This window comes from Novosphingobium sediminicola, from assembly GCF_014196525.1.
Lineage (GTDB): Bacteria > Pseudomonadota > Alphaproteobacteria > Sphingomonadales > Sphingomonadaceae > Novosphingobium > Novosphingobium sediminicola.
In genome coordinates this window covers 250,804-266,508 of record NZ_JACIDX010000001.1, presented here as the reverse complement: position 1 = coordinate 266,508, position 15,705 = coordinate 250,804, and the positions used below count along the sequence as shown (strand labels likewise).

The window sequence follows — 15,705 nt, the reverse complement described above, 5'->3', positions numbered from 1 at the left end:
GGAAAATGGGATACCTCCGGAAGTCTCGCTGGTCCTTGGATCAGCACTTGTTCCGGGCAGCGTCCCCCGTCTTGCTGAGCCTGAGATGGCCTGGCACTCGACCCGGACGGGGTCCGCTTCGTACATTGGGTTGAACACGCCTGTGGGGGATGGTCCGCTGCAGGCCTCTGTAAGGAGTAAAAGGTCATGCGCACCGGCGTGATCGCTAAGAAGGTGGGGATGACCCGCCTTTTCCAGGAAGATGGACGTCACGTTCCTGTGACTGTTCTGTCGCTGGAAGACTGCCAGGTGGTTTCGGTTCGTACCGCTGAGCGCGACGGTTATGTCGCTCTGCAGCTGGGTGCGGGCGCCGCCAAGCAAAAGAATGTCAACAAGCCGCAGCGCGAGCACTTCGCCAAGGCTGAAGTTCCGCTGAAGATGGAAGTTGCCGAATTCCGCGTGGCCGATGACGCCGTGCTGGAAGTTGGTTCGACCATCGCCGCCTCGCACTTCGTGTCGGGCCAGCTGGTTGACATCACCGGCCACACTCAGGGTAAGGGCTTCTCGGGCGCTATGAAGCGCTGGGGCTTCGGCGGTATGCGCGCCACCCATGGTGTGTCGATCTCTCACCGTGCGCATGGTTCGACGGGTAACCGTCAGGATCCGGGCCGCGTCTTCAAGAACAAGAAGATGGCCGGTCATCAGGGTGATCGTCAGCGCACCCAGCAGAATCTCGAAGTTGTCCGCACCGATGACGCGCGCGGCCTGGTTTTCGTCAAGGGCTCTGTGCCCGGCGCGAAGAACGGCTGGTTGCTCGTCCGCGATTCGGTCAAGGTTGCTCGTCATGCCGACGCTCCGTACCCCGCCGCGATCAAGTCGGCTGTGGTCGATGCTGCTCCGGCTGTCGAAGCTGCCGAAGGTCAGGAGGGCTAAGTCGTGGTCAAGGTAACTCTGCAAAACCTCGACGGTTCGGCCGCTGCTGGCGAAATCGAACTGAACGATGCGGTGTTCGGCCTCGAGCCGCGCGCTGACATTCTCCACCGTGTTGTCACCTGGCAGCTGGAAAACCGTCGCGGCACCGCCCGCGGCGCTCGCGAGCGCAGCGATGTGGCCCGCACCGGCAAGAAGTTCGGCAACCAGAAGGGTGGCGGTACTGCCCGTCACGGCGACCGCAAGGCTCCGATCTTCATCGGCGGTGGTAAGGCTCATGGTCCTCGCGTCCGTGACTTCAACATCTCGCTGAACAAGAAGGTCCGTGCGCTTGGTCTCAAGCTGGCCCTGTCCTCGAAGGTCAACAGTGGTCTGGTGATCGTTGAGAACCTGGAACTGGCCGAAGCCAAGACCAAGGCTCTTGCTGCCACGCTCGCCACGGCCGGCTTTGCCGGCAAGGTGCTGGTGATCGACGGCGAAGCGGTGAACGAAAACTTCGCTCGCGCTGCCGGCAACATCGTCGGCGTGAATGTTCTGCCCGCCGTGGGCGCGAACGTTTACGACATCCTGAAGCATGACACGCTGGTGCTGACCCGCGCCGCTGTCGAGAAGCTGGAGGCCCGTTTCAATGGCTAAGGACAGCATCGACACGCGTCATTACGACGTGATCGTGGCGCCCCACATCACTGAAAAGACCACGTTGCTCTCTGAGAACAACGCTGTTGTCTTCAAAGTGGCCGAACGCGCGACCAAGCCTGAAATCAAGGCTGCGGTCGAGGCTCTGTTCGGCGTGAAGGTGACGGGTGTGAACACCCTGACCCAGAAGGGCAAGACCAAGCGCTGGAAGGGCAAGCCCTACAAGCGCACCGACGTCAAGAAGGCCGTTGTGACCCTGGCTGAAGGCCAGTCGATCGACGTGACCAGCGGGATCTGAGGGCGGTAGAACATGGCACTCAAGAGCTATAACCCGACCAGCCCGGCCCGTCGTGGCCTCGTCCTGGTTGACAAGAGCGCCCTGTGGAAGGGCAAGCCGGTCAAGGCGCTTACCGAAGGTAAGAGCAAGACCGGTGGTCGTAACAACAAGGGTCACGTGACCAGCCGCGGTATCGGCGGTGGCCACAAGCAGCGCTATCGTTTCATCGATTTCAAGCGCCGCAAGTGGGACCAGCCGGCAACCGTTGAGCGTCTGGAATATGACCCCAACCGCACCGCGTTCATCGCCCTCGTCAAGTACGAAGACGGTGAGCAGACCTACATCATCGCTCCCCAGCGTCTGGCCGTTGGCGACACCATTGTCGCTGGCGAAAAGACCGACGTGAAGCCCGGCAATGCCATGCTTCTGTCGCAGATCCCTGTCGGCACCATCATCCACAACGTGGAAATGAAGCCGGGCAAGGGCGGTCAGATCGCTCGTTCGGCCGGCACCTATGTGCAGGTCGTGGGCCGTGACCGTGGTCTGGTGATCGTTCGTCTGAACTCGGGCGAACAGCGCTACCTGCGTGGCGATTGCATGGGCACCGTTGGCGCCGTGTCGAACCCCGACAACGCCAACACGCACCTTGCAAAGGCCGGTCGTAACCGTTGGCTTGGCCAGCGTCCGCTTACCCGCGGCGTCGCCAAGAACCCGGTCGACCACCCGCATGGTGGTGGTGAAGGCCGTACTTCGGGCGGTCGTCATCCTGTTACGCCGTGGGGCAAGCCTACCAAGGGCGCTCGCACCCGTCATAACAAGAAGACTGACGGCATGATCATCCGCTCGCGTCACGCGAAGAAGAAGAGGTAATCGACAATGGCTCGTTCCGTCTGGAAAGGTCCTTTCGTCGACCTGCACCTGCTGAAAAAGGCCGAGGTCGCCCAGGATGCTGGCAACCGTGCCGGCCCGATCAAGACCTGGTCGCGTCGGTCGACGATCCTGCCGACGTTCGTTGGTTTGACGTTCAACGTCTACAACGGGCATAAGTTCATCCCCGTGTCCGTGAATGAGGACATGGTCGGCCACAAGCTGGGCGAATTCGCGCCGACGCGCACGTTCCCCGGCCACGCCGCTGACAAGAAGGGCAAGCGCTGATGAGCAAGCCTAAAGCTCCCCGTCGCGTTGGCGACAACGAAGCCCTGTCGGTCGGTACGCAGATCCGCGGCTCGGCTCAGAAGCTCAACCTGGTTGCGGCGCTTATCCGCAACCAGAAGGCTGAAGATGCGCTGAACATCCTGACCTTCTCGAAGAAGGCCATGGCGGTTGACGCTCGCAAGGTGCTGGCTTCGGCCATCGCCAACGCCGAAAACAACCACAACCTCGACGTGGACAGCCTCGTCGTGGTTGAGGCTTCGGTCGGCAAGTCGATCACGATGAAGCGCTTCCACACCCGCGGCCGTGGCAAGTCCACCCGCATCCTGAAGCCCTTCAGCCGTCTGCGCATCGTGGTGCGCGAAGTTCAGGAGGCTTGATCCATGGGTCATAAGAGCAACCCCATCGGTCTGCGCCTGCAGATCAACCGCACTTGGGACAGCCGCTGGTATGCGGAAGGTCGCAGCTACGGCAAGCTTCTTGAGGAAGATCTCAAGATGCGCAAGTTCATCTTCAAGTCGCTGCCGCAGGCCGCGATTTCGAAGGTGGTGATCGAGCGTCCCGCCAAGGTGTGCCGCGTGTCGATCTTCGCTGCTCGTCCGGGCGTGATCATCGGCAAGAAGGGTGCAGACATTGAAAAGCTGCGCCTTCAGCTCGCCAAGTTCACCGGCAGCGACGTCAAGCTGAACATCGTCGAAATCCGCAAGCCGGAAGTCGACTCGAAGCTTGTCGCTCAGGGCATCGCTGATCAGCTGATCCGCCGTGTTGCCTTCCGCCGTGCAATGAAGCGCTCGGTTCAGTCCGCGCTGCGTCTTGGTGCCGAAGGCATCAAGATCACCTGCTCGGGCCGTCTGGGCGGCGCTGAAATCGCGCGTATCGAATGGTACCGCGAAGGCCGCGTTCCGCTGCACACTCTGCGTGCTAACATCGACTATGCCGAAGCCGAGGCGTTGACCGCCTATGGCATCATCGGCATCAAGGTGTGGATCTTCAAGGGCGAAATCCTTGGTCACGATCCGATGGCGCAGGACCGTCTCATGATGGAGGCCCAGACCTCCGGCGTGCGTCCTGCACGTTGAGGTTGAGGTAACAGATCATGTTGCAACCGAAGAAGACCAAGTTCCGCAAGGCGTTTAAAGGCCGTCTGCACGGCAACGCCAAGGGCGGCACCGACCTGAACTTCGGTTCCTATGGCCTCAAGGCCATGGAACCGGAGCGGGTTACCGCTCGTCAGATCGAAGCTGCACGTCGTGCCATTCAGCGTCACCTGCGTCGTCAGGGCCGCCTGTGGATCCGCGTGTTCCCCGATCTGCCCGTCTCGAAGAAGCCTGCTGAAGTCCGTCAGGGTAAGGGCAAGGGTTCGATCGAATATTGGGCTGCTCGCGTCAAGCCGGGCAAGATCCTGTTCGAACTGGACGGCGTTTCGGGCGAGCTGGCCGCTGGTGCGTTCGAGCGCGCCGCGATGAAGCTGCCGATCAAGACCAAGGTTGTTGCCAAGCTTGGCGACACCTCGCACCTGGGAGGCGAATAATGTCCAAGATCGCTGATCTGCGTGGCAAGAGCGATGACCAGCTGGTTGCCGAGCTGGGCGATCTGAAGCGCGAGGCTTTCAACCTGCGCTTCCAGGCCGCCACCAACCAGCTTGAGCGTCCTGCACGCATCAAGGAAGTGCGCCGTGATATCGCCCGCATCAAGACGCTTCAGAGTGAGCGTTCTGTTGCAGCGAAGGCGTAAGGAGGAAACCATGCCCAAGCGTATTCTTATCGGGACTGTGGTTTCCGACAAGACCGACAAGACCGTGGTCGTGAAGGTCGAGCGTAAGGTGAAGCACCCCCTTTATGGGAAGATCATCCGTCGTTCGAAGAAGTATCACGCTCACGACGAAGACAACGCCTTCAAGGCTGGCGAAGTTGTCCGCATCGAGGAAACCGCCCCGATCTCCAAGCTGAAGAGCTGGAAGGTGATCGAGCGGGTTCAGGCGGGCAAGGGCGTCGCTGTCGAAGCGGACGTCTAAGGTCGTTGAAAAATTCTCTGGCGCTCTGACCCGAATCGGGTTAGGGCGCCGGACCGCTTCACGGTGCCCGTTTGCGCGGGCGCCGTTTTTTGGAACTGCCGGACTTGTTCCGGCAAGCCTAACGTAAGGAACCGGATCCATGATCCAGATGCAATCCCAGCTTGACGTTGCTGACAACAGCGGCGCCAAGCGTGTCCAGTGCATTAAGGTGCTGGGCGGATCGAAGCGTCGTACCGCTGGCGTTGGCGACATCATCGTGGTGTCGATCAAGGAAGCCCAGCCCCGCGCCAAGGTCAAGAAGGGCGACGTTCACCGCGCGGTGATCGTTCGTACCCGCAAGGACGTTCGCCGTCCCGACGGTTCGGTTATCCGTTTCGACGGTAACGCGGCTGTGCTGATCAACAAGAACGCTGAGCCCATCGGCACGCGTATCTTTGGCCCCGTGGTTCGCGAACTGCGCGCCAAGGGCTACATGAAGATCATCTCGCTGGCTCCGGAGGTTCTGTAATGTCCGCTGCTAAGATCAAGAAGGGCGACAATGTGATCGTCCGTTCGGGCAAGGACAAGGGCCGTACCGGCCAGGTTCTGTCCGTCCTGCCGAAGGAAGGCAAGATTGTGGTTGCCGGCGTGAACGTCGCTGCCCGCCATCGCAAGCCGACCCAGGTGAACCCGCAGGGTGGCATCGAGCGCCGCGAAGCGCCGATGGCTATCAGCAAGGTTGGTCTCGTCGATCCGAAGACCGGTGCGGCCACCCGCATCCGCTTCGAGGAAAAGGACGGCAAGAAGGTCCGCGTGGCCGTGAAGTCCGGGGAGGCTATCGATGGCTGATAAGTACACTCCGCGTCTCAAGACCAAGTATGACGCCGAAATCGCTGCTGCGATGACGGAAAAGTTTGGTTACAAGAACGCGCTCGAAATCCCGAAGATCGAAAAGATCACGCTCAACATGGGTGTGGGTGAAGGCACGCAGGACCGTAAGAAGGTCCAGACCGCTGCTGCCGAAATGGAAGCCATTGCCGGTCAGAAGCCGGTGGTGACCCGCGCCAAGAAGTCGGTTGCGCAGTTCAAGCTGCGTGAAGGCATGGCGATCGGTTGCAAGGTCACGCTGCGTCGCGAGCGCATGTATGAATTCCTTGACCGTCTGATCACGATCGCGATGCCCCGCATCCGCGACTTCCGTGGCCTGAATCCGAAGAGCTTCGACGGCCGTGGCAACTATGCCATGGGTCTGAAAGAGCAGATTATCTTCCCGGAAATCAGCTACGATCAGATCGACAAGGTGCGTGGCATGGACATCATCGTCACCACCTCGGCCAAGACCGACGAGGAAGCGCGCGAACTGCTGCGTCTCTTCGGTTTCCCGTTCACTGCCACCGCCGAAGCCAAGCAGGCGGCGTGAGCGAGCAAGATTGAGAAAGAGAGCTTAAGTCCATGGCGAAACTGAGTTCGATCAACAAGAACGAGCGCCGCAAGGCCCTCGTCAAGAAGTACGCAGCTAAGTACGCGAAGCTGAAGGCTGTTGCTGACGATGAATCGGCTGATGAAACCGAGCGTCTGATTGCCCGCCTGAAGCTGGCCGAGATTCCCCGTAACGGGAACCCGACCCGCGTGCGCAACCGTTGCGCCACCACCGGCCGCCCGCGCGGCTACTATCGCAAGTTCGGCCTGTGCCGCGTTGAGCTGCGTGATCTTGCCAATAAGGGCATGATCCCCGGCGTGACGAAGTCGAGCTGGTAAGGAACAAAGCGATGGCATTGACCGATCCTCTGGGTGATATGCTCACCCGTATCCGCAACGGCCAGCAGGCGAAGAAGGATTCCGTCCTTTCGCCGGCTTCGAAGCTGCGTTCGCGCGTTCTCGAAGTGCTCCAGCGCGAAGGCTACATCCGTGGTTATTCGGAGGACGCCACCGGCGTTCACCCGCAGCTGCGCATCGAGCTGAAGTATTTCGAAGGCGAGCCCGCGATCAAGCATCTCGCTCGCGTCTCCAAGCCGGGTCGCCGTGTGTACTCGGGCAGCAAAGAACTGCCCGTGGTGCGTAACGGCCTTGGCATCACCATCGTCTCGACGCCCCGCGGCGTGCTTTCGGATGCCGAAGCGCGCGCTGCCAACGTCGGCGGCGAAGTGCTGGCGGAGGTGTTCTAATGAGCCGCATTGGTAAGAAGCCTGTTGCCATTCCGGCGGGCGTCTCGGCGAATATCGCCGATGGCGTGCTGACCGTGAAGGGCCCCAAGGGCGCGCTGACGCTGAGCCTGGCTAATGAAATCAGCTATGAGCTGGCCGACGACACCATCAAGGTGACGCCTGCCAATGACACCAAGCGCGCTCGCGCGTTCTGGGGCATGCAGCGCACGCTGGTCTCGAACCTGATCACCGGTGTTACCGAAGGTTACACCAAGACCCTGCAGATCACCGGTGTGGGCTATCGCGCCACCGCTCAGGGCAAGGTGCTCAAGCTTCAGCTGGGTTACAGCCACGACGTCAACTTCGACGTTCCCGAAGGCATCGAAATCAAGACCCCGGATAACACCACGGTCCTGATTTCCGGTATCGACAAGCAGAAGGTGGGTCAGGTTGCGGCCGAGATCCGTCGCTGGCGTAAGCCCGAACCCTATAAGGGCAAGGGTATCAAGTACGCTGGCGAGTTCATCTTCCGCAAGGAAGGGAAGAAGAAGTAATGGCCAAGCTGTCTCTGTTCGAGCGCCGTCGTCGGCGCGTTCGCACCGCTCTCAAGGCTCGTGCCGGTGGGCGTCCTCGCCTCTCGGTGCACCGTTCGGGTCGCCACATCTACGCCCAGATCATCGACGATGCTGCTGGTCGTACCCTCGCTTCGGCTTCGTCGCTGAAGAAGGGCAGCAAGGATATCGGCGCCAACGTCGTTTCCGCTGTTGCTGTGGGCAAGGAACTGGCGGAAGCCGCCAAGGCCGCTGGCGTCACCACTGTCGTGTTCGATCGCGGCGGTTTCCTGTTCCATGGTCGCGTCAAGGCGCTGGCCGATGCCGCCCGTGAAGGCGGGCTGGAGTTCTGACAATGGCTGACGAAACCAACCTTGAAGCTGCGGCTCCCGCTGCTGTTGAAGCTGCCCCCGAGGGCAACGAGCGTGAAGGTCGTCGTGGTCGTGGTCGCGGTCGTGATGGCGAACGTGGCGATGGCCGCGGTCGCGGTCGCCGCGATGACCGTCGCGGCAAGCCTGACGAGGAGCAGGGTGAAGAGCTGATTGAAAAGCTCGTTCACATCAACCGCGTCAGCAAGACCGTGAAGGGCGGCAAGCGCTTTGGCTTTGCAGCTCTCGTCGTGGTCGGCGATGGCAAGGGCCGCGTCGGCTTTGGTCATGGCAAGGCGCGCGAAGTGCCTGAAGCCATCACCAAGGCGACTGCCTCGGCCAAGAAGAAGATGGTTCGCGTTCCCCTCAAGGAAGCGCGCACCCTTCACCACGACGGCAAGGGCCACTTCGGCGCTGGCAAGGTGAGCGTACGTTCGGCCCCGGCCGGTACGGGCATCATCGCCGGCGGCCCGATGCGCGCTGTCTTCGAAAGCCTGGGCGTTCATGACGTGGTGACCAAGTCGGTCGGCACCTCGAACCCCTACAACATGATCCGCGCCACTTTCGACGCTCTGACCAACCAGTCGAGCCCGAAGTCGGTGGCGCAGCGTCGCGGCAAGAAGGTCACCGACCTGCTGAACCGCGATGGGCATCATCACTCTGAGGCGCAGCTTGAAGCTGCTGCCGCTGCGATTACGGAGTAAGCGCAATGGCAACCATCAAGATCAAGCAGATCGGTTCGCCGATCCGTCGTCCCGAAGCTCAGCGCAAGATGCTGATCGGTCTGGGCCTTAACAAGATGAATCGCGTTGTCGAACTGACGGACACCCCCGAAGTTCGCGGCACGATCGCTCGTTTGCCGCATCTGGTGGCCGTGGTCGACTAATCGACCCCGCGCTTTCAGATTGAAGCACAGGACAAGGCCTCGGAGCGATCCGGGGCCTTTTCTTGTGGCCATTTGTTAAGTCTGAGCGGCTAGAAGCCTGAGGCATGCAGACCGGGGCGACATTTTGGATAGGGGCGGGGCGCTTGCTGTGGCCCTCCGGTCCCGGCGCGTTCCGGCTCTGGCTGGCGCTGATGGTGGTCGTCCATCACATTACGCGGATCGAGGTCGGCAAGGCGCCGGTTCTCGTGTTCTTTGCGCTGAGCGGCTATTGGGTCCGCCTTGTCTGGGCCTCGCGCTATGTTCATTGCCGCCGACCATGGCTGACCTTTATCATCAGCCGCTGGTGGCGGGTGGCCCCGGTGACGGTGCTGGCAAGTGGGCTCAGCCTGCTGGTCTATTGGGGGTTGAACCATCCTGATTGGGGGCTGATCCGGCACGATGGGGCGGTGCAGGCGGTCGCGCCTTTCGCTCTGCTCGGCTATGGGCAATTGGCGATCAAGCCGTTGGGCTCTGCATGGTCGCTGGATGTGGAGATGCAATTCTATCTGGTCGCGCCGTTGCTGATCGGCATGGTGGGGCGCTTGTCCGCTGTCAGCGTGGTGGCCCTTGGCGCGCTGTGCTTTATATGGGCGATAGGCATGCATTGGGTGGCCGTGCTGCCTGTCTTTCTGATCTTTTTCCTGCTGGGGCTGTTGGCTGCACAGCATGCATGGCGCGTTTCGGCCGCGATGGGCGGAGCCGGGATGGGCGTGGCGCTGGGCTGGCTGTTGCTATGCGCGTTGGGGCCGGATCGTCATCGCTGGCTGAGTGAGGGCGGGGATCTGTCCTCGTTTCTCAATTTGGGGCTTGGGGTCTGTCTGCTGCCTTTTGCGCTTTATTCGGTCACCGGGAAATCGGACCGGGGTGACCGGGCGATGGGCGATTCTTCCTTTCTTCTCTATCTCTTGCACTGGCCGCTGATCCTCGTGCTGCGATATGGCCCGTGGGCTGAGAGCAGCGTGTTGTTGGGAGGCATCGTGATCGCGCCGCTGGCGGTTTATAGTGTGTGGCGCTGGTATGATCGCCCGCTTGACCGGCTGCGCGCCAGCTGGGTCAAGTCGCGGATCTTGCGGGACAATGGCGCGGGGCAGGGCGCTGCGCGGAAAAAGGGTGACACGCCAGCCCATTTCGCCTAAGGGCGCGCCTTCCATCAAGCGCGATAAAAGCGAAAGCGAGTGCATAATATGACCAAGTTGAATGATATCCGTGACAATGCTGGCGCCCGCCACCGTCGTATCCGCGTTGGCCGCGGTATCGGTTCGGGCAAGGGCAAGACCGCTGGCCGTGGCCAGAAGGGTGCCAAGGCGCGTTCGGGCGTGTCGATCAATGGCTTCGAAGGCGGTCAGATGCCGCTTCACATGCGTCTGCCGAAGCGTGGTTTCAACAACCCGTTCGGCAAGGACTATGCTGAAGTCAACCTGGGCATGATCCAGAAGGCGATCGACGCAGGTAAGCTCGACATCTCGGCTGTTGTGGATCACGAAGCGCTCAAGGGCGCCGGTCTGGCCCGTGGCGGCAAGGACGGCGTGCGTCTGCTCGGCAAGGGCGTGTTCAGCGCCAAGGTCAGCTTCAAGGTTGCCGGCGTTTCGGCCGGCGCCAAGTCGGCTGTCGAAGCTGCTGGCGGTTCGGTCGAAGTGCCGGCCGTGGCTGCTGCTGCCGAGTAATTTGGTTTGGGCTTGCGGGCGGGGGTTGTATCCCCGCCCGCAGTCCTTATCCTTTCCCACCTATGGGTAAAGGTCCGCCGCCCATTTTGGCGGCCAGGGTCAGGGTTTGAGCAATCCTATGGCATCGCGCGCCGATAATATCGCCAGTACACTCAGTCTCGCCAATTTTAACAAGGCGACGGAACTCAAGAGCCGCATCTGGTTCACCGTCGGGGCGCTGATTGTCTTCCGTTTTCTGAGCTTTGTCCCGCTTCCGGGCGTCAATCCGCTGGTGCTCCAGCAGCTTTACGCCAAGACGCAGGGTGGCATTCTCGACATTTTCAACACTTTCTCGGGCGGCAGCCTTGAGCGCATGAGCCTCATCGCGCTTGGCGTCATGCCCTATATCACGGCCTCGATCGTGGTTCAGCTCGCCGCTTCGCTGCATCCGGCGCTGGCTTCCTTGAAGAAGGAAGGCGAGAGCGGGCGCAAGAAGCTGAACCAGTGGACGCGCTATGGCGCGGTGCTGCTGACCGCGATTCAGGGCTGGGCGATTGCTTCGGGTCTTGAGGCTTACGGCACTTCCGCCGGGCTTCAGGCTGTGGTTATTCCGGGCATGCTGTTCCGCGTCTGTGCGGTGATTTCGCTGATCGGCGGGACGATGTTCCTGCTGTGGCTGGGCGAACAGATCACCAGCCGCGGTATCGGCAACGGCACCTCGCTGATCATCATGGCCGGTATTGTGGCCCAGATGCCGCAATTCTTCATCCAGCTGTTTGAAGGCGGTCGTTCCGGTTCGGTCAACGGGCTGACCATCTTTGCGATGGTGGCGCTGGTGGTCGGCATGATCCTGTTCATCAGCTTTATGGAACGCGCCACGCGCCGCCTGCTGATCCAGTATCCCAAGCGGGCGACTCAGAACGGTATGATGCAGGCGGATCGCAGCCATCTGCCGCTTAAGATCAACACCGCGGGCGTGATCCCGCCGATCTTCGCCAGTTCGCTGCTGCTGCTGCCGCTGACCATCACGCAATTTGCCGGCAAGTCGGTCGCGCCTGATTCGACGCTGGGCAATGTGATCGTCACGCTCAACCAGTATCTGGGTCACGGCAAGCCGCTCTACATGGCGCTTTATGCTTTGGGCATCGTGTTCTTCTGCTTCTTCTACACCGCTGTGGTGTTCAATCCGGAAGAGACGGCCGACAATCTCAAGCGCAACGGGGGCTTCATTCCGGGCATTCGTCCAGGCAAGAACACGTCGACCTACCTCGACTATGTTCTGACGCGAATCACCGTAATCGGCGCTGCCTATATTACCATAGTCTGTGTTGTGCCCGAGTTCTTCATGGAGCAAACCGGGCTGCGGCTGGTGGTGGCCGGCGGCACGAGCTTGCTGATCGTGGTGAACGTGACCGTGGATACCATCACCCAGATCCAGTCGCATCTGTTGGCTCACCAGTATGGTGATCTGATCAAGAAAGCGAAACTCAAGGGGCGGATGCGCTAACGCGCGCCGCCTTGGATGGTCTGAACGGAGGGGAGAGACCAGTGAATATCATTTTGCTTGGACCGCCGGGGGCCGGTAAGGGCACTCAGGCCCAGCGCCTTGTCGAGCGTCATGGCTTTCGCCAGCTTTCGACCGGCGATATGTTGCGCGCGGCCGTCAAGGCGGGCACGCCCGTCGGCCTTGAGGCCAAGGCTGTCATGGAGCGCGGCGAACTGGTGTCGGACGCGATTGTTTCGGCGCTGATCGGCGAAGAGCTGGACAGCATGGGGCCCGAAGCTGGCGCGATTTTCGACGGTTACCCGCGTACGGCGGCGCAGGCGGAATCGCTCGACGCCATTCTGGGTGAGCGTGGCCGCAAGCTGGATCATGTGATCGAGCTGGACGTTGATGAAGATGCTCTGGTCGAGCGCATCACGGGCCGCTTTACCTGCGCCAATTGCGGCAAGGGCTATCACGACAAGTTCGAGCAGCCCAAGGCCTTTGGTGTTTGCGACAAGTGCAACGGCACCGAATTCAAGCGCCGTCCCGACGATAATGAGGAAACGGTGCGTACGCGCATGGCCGAATATCGCGCCAAGACCGCGCCGATCCTGCCGATCTATGAGGCTCGCGGCATTGTTGCCCGCGTGAATGGCATGGCTGAATTGTGCCATGTCACCGATGCGATCGAGCGGATTATCGCTTAAGGTAATTACCCGTCCTTGCGGCTCTACTGGCAGGCGAGGGCGGGTTTTTCCATTTTGAAGAGCAGCGCGGAAGGGGCGGAATTTTCCGGTTTACCTTTCCGCAAAAATTTGATCGCTCGCGTTGACTTGTCAGGCGAATCGGTCTAGGCGCGCTCTTCGCATGTCGAAAACGGGTAAGTCCGGCAGGAGGCACTAATGATTGTGCGCCCGTCGGGCTTTTTGCCGTCAAGGTGATCTGGCTTTCGTCGTTGTGAAAAAGCGTTGAGATGGGGGTGTGTGGCCTGTTGCTTCTTTGAGGCGGCCTTGCTGCATATCCCTGTGGAGCATGGAGAAAAGAGTGGCTCGTATTGCCGGGGTTAATATCCCCACCAACAAGCGCGTTATCATCGCGCTGACCTACATTCACGGTATCGGCTCGTTCAAGGCCAAGCAGATCGCTGACAAGCTGGGCATTGATCACAGTCGTCGCGTTCAGGAACTGTCGGACGCCGAAGTCCTGCACATCCGCGAAGCCATTGACGCCGAACACACCGTGGAAGGCGATCTTCGTCGCGAAACCGCGATGAACATCAAGCGTCTGATGGATCTGGCCTGCTATCGCGGCCTGCGTCACCGTAAGGGCCTGCCCGTTCGCGGCCAGCGCACCCACACCAACGCCCGCACCCGCAAGGGTAAGGCCAAGCCCATCGCTGGTAAGAAGAAGTAAGCGGTTCCCGCTAGCTTCATCTATTTGACCAGAAGACGAGGATAAGATCCCATGGCACGTGAACCCCAGCGCCTTCGCAAGCGGGAACGTAAGAATATTTCGAGCGGCATTGCGCATGTCAACGCCAGCTTCAACAACACGATGGTGACCATCACCGACGCTCAGGGCAATGCGATCAGCTGGTCCAGCGCCGGCATGATGGGTTTCAAGGGCAGCCGCAAGTCGACCCCGTATGCCGCTCAGGTGGCTGCGGATGACGCCGGCAAGAAGGCCGCCGAACACGGCGTTCGTACCCTGGAAGTCGAAGTCAAGGGCCCCGGCTCGGGCCGCGAAAGCGCTCTGCGCGCTCTTCAGGCTGTTGGCTTCACCATCACCTCGATTCGCGATGTGACCCCGATTCCGCACAACGGTGTGCGTCCTTCGAAGCGTCGCCGCGTCTGATCGTGCTTGCGCGGGCGGTGTTTTGCCGTCCGCGCAGCCACAAGGATCGACCGCGGCCCGCATCGTGCGGGAACGCCGTGGTCGTTCCCGCCAGTAGAGAAATCAGGGGAAGTCCATGACTGTCAACATCAAGAACTGGCAGGAACTGAAGAAGCCCAACAGCCTCGAAGTCAAGCCGGGGAACGACCCCAAGCGCCGCGCGACCTTCGTCGCCGAACCGCTGGAACGCGGTTTCGGTCTGACGCTGGGCAATGCGCTGCGTCGCGTCCTGCTTTCTTCTCTGCAGGGCGCCGCGATCACCTCGATCAAGATCGAGAACGTGCTGCATGAGTTCAGCTCGCTGACCGGTGTGCGTGAAGACGTTACCGACATCGTTCTGAACGTTAAGCAGATCGCGCTCAAGATGCAGGGCGAAGGCCCGAAGCGCCTGCAGCTCTCGGCCACCGGCCCGGGCGAAGTGCGCGCTGGCGACATCGCGGTGACGGGCGACATCGAGGTCATGAACAAGGACCTCGTGATTTGCCACCTCGACGAGGGTGCGACGCTGAACATGGAACTGACCGCGGACAGCGGCAAGGGCTATGTCCCGGCGGTGCAGAACCGTCCGATTGATGCGCCGATCGGCCTCATCCCGGTCGACTCGCTTTACTCGCCGGTGCGTCAGGTCAGCTACAAGGTTGACAATGCGCGTATCGGTCAGGAACTGGACTATGACAAGCTGAGCCTTTCGGTGGAAACCGATGGCACGGTTACGCCGGAAGACGCGGTGGCCTATGCTGCGCGCATTCTGCAGGACCAGTTGGCGTTGTTCGTCCACTTCGAGGATATCGCTCCGGTTGGCGCGGCTCCGATGATCGGCGGCATTGCTGCTGCCGCTCCGGAAGAAGGCGACACCAACCAGCTCAACCGTTACCTTCTCAAGAAGGTGGACGAGCTGGAACTGTCGGTTCGCTCGGCCAACTGTCTCAAGAACGACAACATCATCTACATCGGCGATCTGGTTCAGAAGACCGAAGCCGAGATGCTGCGCACGCCGAATTTCGGCCGCAAGTCGCTCAACGAGATCAAGGAAGTGCTTTCTTCGATGGGTCTGCGTCTGGGGATGGATATCCCCGGTTGGCCGCCTGAGAACATCGAGGAAATGGCCAAGAAGCTCGAACAAGAGCTGCTGGGCTAAAAGTTTCGGCGGGGCTGGGAAACCGGCCCCGCCAAACGGTTTTGGCGGCAGCCGTCAAATGTCGCCTGGATCGGGGTACCTGAAACGGCCCCCCTACGAACGCGAAGGAATATACAATGCGTCATAAGTACGGCCAGCGTAAGCTGAACCGCACCAGCCAGCACCGCCAGTCGCTGCTGCGCAACCTGTCGGCTTCGCTCATCAAGCATGAGCAGATCCTGACCACTGTTCCCAAGGCTAAGGAACTGCGCCCCTACCTCGAAAAGCTGATCACGCTGGCTAAGCGTGGCGGTCTTTCGAACCGTCGTTTGGCGCACGCCCGCCTGCAGGACGATGCTCAGCTGGTTAAGCTGTTCGACGTTCTGGCTTCGCGCTATTCGGATCGCAACGGTGGCTACACCCGCGTGATCAAGGCCGGCATCCGTGCATCGGACGCTGCGCCTCTGGCGATCATCGAACTGGTTGACCGTGACGTGGCCGCTAAGGGCCAGGACTCGGGTCCGGTTCTGACTGCGGATGAAGGTGAGGAATAATCCTCGCTGATCTTCCAAAGGTCGCAATAAAAAACCGCCGTGGCAGATGATGCCACG

At 60.8% G+C, this 15,705-nt stretch carries 27 protein-coding genes; all 27 read left to right on the top strand.

From position 1 onward, the window contains the following. Nucleotides 1–186 precede the first annotated feature (186 nt). The 27 genes from rplC to rplQ all read left to right on the top strand — a co-directional run bounded on the left by rplC (nt 187) and on the right by rplQ (nt 15,648). On the top strand, nt 187–912 hold the full coding sequence (gene rplC, locus GGR38_RS01330) for a 50S ribosomal protein L3 (protein ID WP_183621907.1): 726 nt from the start codon (nt 187–189) through the stop codon (nt 910–912). Nucleotides 913–915: 3 nt separating this feature from the next. Beyond that, nucleotides 916–1,545: a 50S ribosomal protein L4 gene (rplD, locus tag GGR38_RS01325; protein ID WP_183621905.1), complete on the top strand. Its 630-nt coding sequence runs from the start codon at nt 916–918 to the stop codon at nt 1,543–1,545. Beyond that, complete coding sequence (locus GGR38_RS01320; protein ID WP_168603829.1) at nt 1,538–1,843, top strand: 50S ribosomal protein L23; 306 nt, start codon at nt 1,538–1,540, stop codon at nt 1,841–1,843. The genes rplD and GGR38_RS01320 overlap by 8 nt, the downstream gene beginning before the upstream one ends. Nucleotides 1,844–1,855: 12 nt before the next feature. Beyond that, nucleotides 1,856–2,692: a 50S ribosomal protein L2 gene (rplB, locus tag GGR38_RS01315; RefSeq protein ID WP_172342601.1), complete on the top strand. Its 837-nt coding sequence runs from the start codon at nt 1,856–1,858 to the stop codon at nt 2,690–2,692. Between the two features lie 6 nt (nt 2,693–2,698). Continuing rightward, entirely contained in the window at nt 2,699–2,977 is a 279-nt protein-coding gene (gene rpsS, locus GGR38_RS01310) for a 30S ribosomal protein S19 (RefSeq protein ID WP_168603827.1), read from the top strand. Beyond that, on the top strand, nt 2,977–3,354 hold the full coding sequence (gene rplV, locus GGR38_RS01305; protein ID WP_172342600.1) for a 50S ribosomal protein L22: 378 nt from the start codon (nt 2,977–2,979) through the stop codon (nt 3,352–3,354). Before rpsS ends, rplV begins: the two co-directional genes overlap by 1 nt. 3 nt (nt 3,355–3,357) lie before the next feature. Then, entirely contained in the window at nt 3,358–4,053 is a 696-nt protein-coding gene (gene rpsC / locus GGR38_RS01300) for a 30S ribosomal protein S3 (RefSeq protein ID WP_172342599.1), read from the top strand. A gap of 17 nt (nt 4,054–4,070) precedes the next feature. Then, nucleotides 4,071–4,505, top strand: coding sequence for a 50S ribosomal protein L16 (gene rplP, locus GGR38_RS01295; RefSeq protein ID WP_168603824.1), 435 nt, complete (start codon nt 4,071–4,073; stop codon nt 4,503–4,505). Continuing rightward, nucleotides 4,505–4,708 carry a 50S ribosomal protein L29 gene (gene rpmC, locus GGR38_RS01290; protein ID WP_172249275.1) on the top strand — a complete coding sequence of 68 codons (204 nt, stop codon included), beginning with the start codon at nt 4,505–4,507 and terminating at the stop codon, nt 4,706–4,708. The genes rplP and rpmC overlap by 1 nt, the downstream gene beginning before the upstream one ends. Nucleotides 4,709–4,718: 10 nt before the next feature. Further along, nucleotides 4,719–4,988, top strand: coding sequence for a 30S ribosomal protein S17 (gene rpsQ, locus GGR38_RS01285; protein ID WP_168603823.1), 270 nt, complete (start codon nt 4,719–4,721; stop codon nt 4,986–4,988). A 139-nt stretch (nt 4,989–5,127) separates the two neighbouring features. Then, nucleotides 5,128–5,496 (top strand): 50S ribosomal protein L14, encoded by a 369-nt coding sequence (gene rplN, locus GGR38_RS01280; RefSeq protein WP_110869606.1) that lies wholly within the window; start codon nt 5,128–5,130, stop codon nt 5,494–5,496. Next, on the top strand, nt 5,496–5,816 hold the full coding sequence (gene rplX / locus GGR38_RS01275) for a 50S ribosomal protein L24 (RefSeq protein ID WP_168603822.1): 321 nt from the start codon (nt 5,496–5,498) through the stop codon (nt 5,814–5,816). The genes rplN and rplX overlap by 1 nt, the downstream gene beginning before the upstream one ends. Then, entirely contained in the window at nt 5,809–6,387 is a 579-nt protein-coding gene (gene rplE, locus GGR38_RS01270; RefSeq protein ID WP_168603821.1) for a 50S ribosomal protein L5, read from the top strand. Before rplX ends, rplE begins: the two co-directional genes overlap by 8 nt. Before the next feature lie 32 nt (nt 6,388–6,419). Next, the gene (gene rpsN, locus GGR38_RS01265; protein ID WP_168603820.1) at nt 6,420–6,725 is read left to right on the top strand and encodes a 30S ribosomal protein S14; all 306 of its coding nucleotides are present in this window, start codon (nt 6,420–6,422) and stop codon (nt 6,723–6,725) included. Between the two features lie 11 nt (nt 6,726–6,736). Continuing rightward, complete coding sequence (gene rpsH / locus GGR38_RS01260; RefSeq protein WP_172342597.1) at nt 6,737–7,132, top strand: 30S ribosomal protein S8; 396 nt, start codon at nt 6,737–6,739, stop codon at nt 7,130–7,132. Next, nucleotides 7,132–7,665: a 50S ribosomal protein L6 gene (rplF, locus tag GGR38_RS01255; protein ID WP_172342596.1), complete on the top strand. Its 534-nt coding sequence runs from the start codon at nt 7,132–7,134 to the stop codon at nt 7,663–7,665. Before rpsH ends, rplF begins: the two co-directional genes overlap by 1 nt. Continuing rightward, nucleotides 7,665–8,015 carry a 50S ribosomal protein L18 gene (rplR, locus tag GGR38_RS01250; RefSeq protein ID WP_172342595.1) on the top strand — a complete coding sequence of 117 codons (351 nt, stop codon included), beginning with the start codon at nt 7,665–7,667 and terminating at the stop codon, nt 8,013–8,015. Before rplF ends, rplR begins: the two co-directional genes overlap by 1 nt. Before the next feature lie 2 nt (nt 8,016–8,017). Continuing rightward, nucleotides 8,018–8,734 (top strand): 30S ribosomal protein S5, encoded by a 717-nt coding sequence (rpsE, locus tag GGR38_RS01245; RefSeq protein ID WP_172342594.1) that lies wholly within the window; start codon nt 8,018–8,020, stop codon nt 8,732–8,734. A 5-nt stretch (nt 8,735–8,739) separates the two neighbouring features. Next, nucleotides 8,740–8,916: a 50S ribosomal protein L30 gene (rpmD, locus tag GGR38_RS01240; protein WP_172342593.1), complete on the top strand. Its 177-nt coding sequence runs from the start codon at nt 8,740–8,742 to the stop codon at nt 8,914–8,916. A 143-nt stretch (nt 8,917–9,059) separates the two neighbouring features. Next, entirely contained in the window at nt 9,060–10,091 is a 1,032-nt protein-coding gene (locus tag GGR38_RS01235) for an acyltransferase family protein (protein WP_183621903.1), read from the top strand. Nucleotides 10,092–10,139: 48 nt separating this feature from the next. Further along, complete coding sequence (gene rplO, locus GGR38_RS01230) at nt 10,140–10,619, top strand: 50S ribosomal protein L15 (protein ID WP_183621901.1); 480 nt, start codon at nt 10,140–10,142, stop codon at nt 10,617–10,619. 118 nt (nt 10,620–10,737) lie between these two features. Beyond that, a complete protein-coding gene (gene secY / locus GGR38_RS01225) occupies nt 10,738–12,105 on the top strand; it encodes a preprotein translocase subunit SecY (protein WP_183622345.1) in 1,368 nt (455 codons plus the stop codon). A 41-nt stretch (nt 12,106–12,146) separates the two neighbouring features. Then, the gene (locus GGR38_RS01220) at nt 12,147–12,791 is read left to right on the top strand and encodes an adenylate kinase (RefSeq protein ID WP_183621899.1); all 645 of its coding nucleotides are present in this window, start codon (nt 12,147–12,149) and stop codon (nt 12,789–12,791) included. 337 nt (nt 12,792–13,128) lie between these two features. After that, nucleotides 13,129–13,497: a 30S ribosomal protein S13 gene (gene rpsM, locus GGR38_RS01215; RefSeq protein ID WP_172342589.1), complete on the top strand. Its 369-nt coding sequence runs from the start codon at nt 13,129–13,131 to the stop codon at nt 13,495–13,497. Between the two features lie 51 nt (nt 13,498–13,548). After that, nucleotides 13,549–13,938, top strand: coding sequence for a 30S ribosomal protein S11 (gene rpsK / locus GGR38_RS01210; RefSeq protein ID WP_168603811.1), 390 nt, complete (start codon nt 13,549–13,551; stop codon nt 13,936–13,938). Between the two features lie 115 nt (nt 13,939–14,053). Continuing rightward, entirely contained in the window at nt 14,054–15,115 is a 1,062-nt protein-coding gene (locus GGR38_RS01205; protein ID WP_172342588.1) for a DNA-directed RNA polymerase subunit alpha, read from the top strand. A gap of 116 nt (nt 15,116–15,231) precedes the next feature. Next, nucleotides 15,232–15,648 carry a 50S ribosomal protein L17 gene (gene rplQ, locus GGR38_RS01200; RefSeq protein WP_168603809.1) on the top strand — a complete coding sequence of 139 codons (417 nt, stop codon included), beginning with the start codon at nt 15,232–15,234 and terminating at the stop codon, nt 15,646–15,648. The last annotated feature ends 57 nt before the right edge of the window (nt 15,649–15,705 follow it).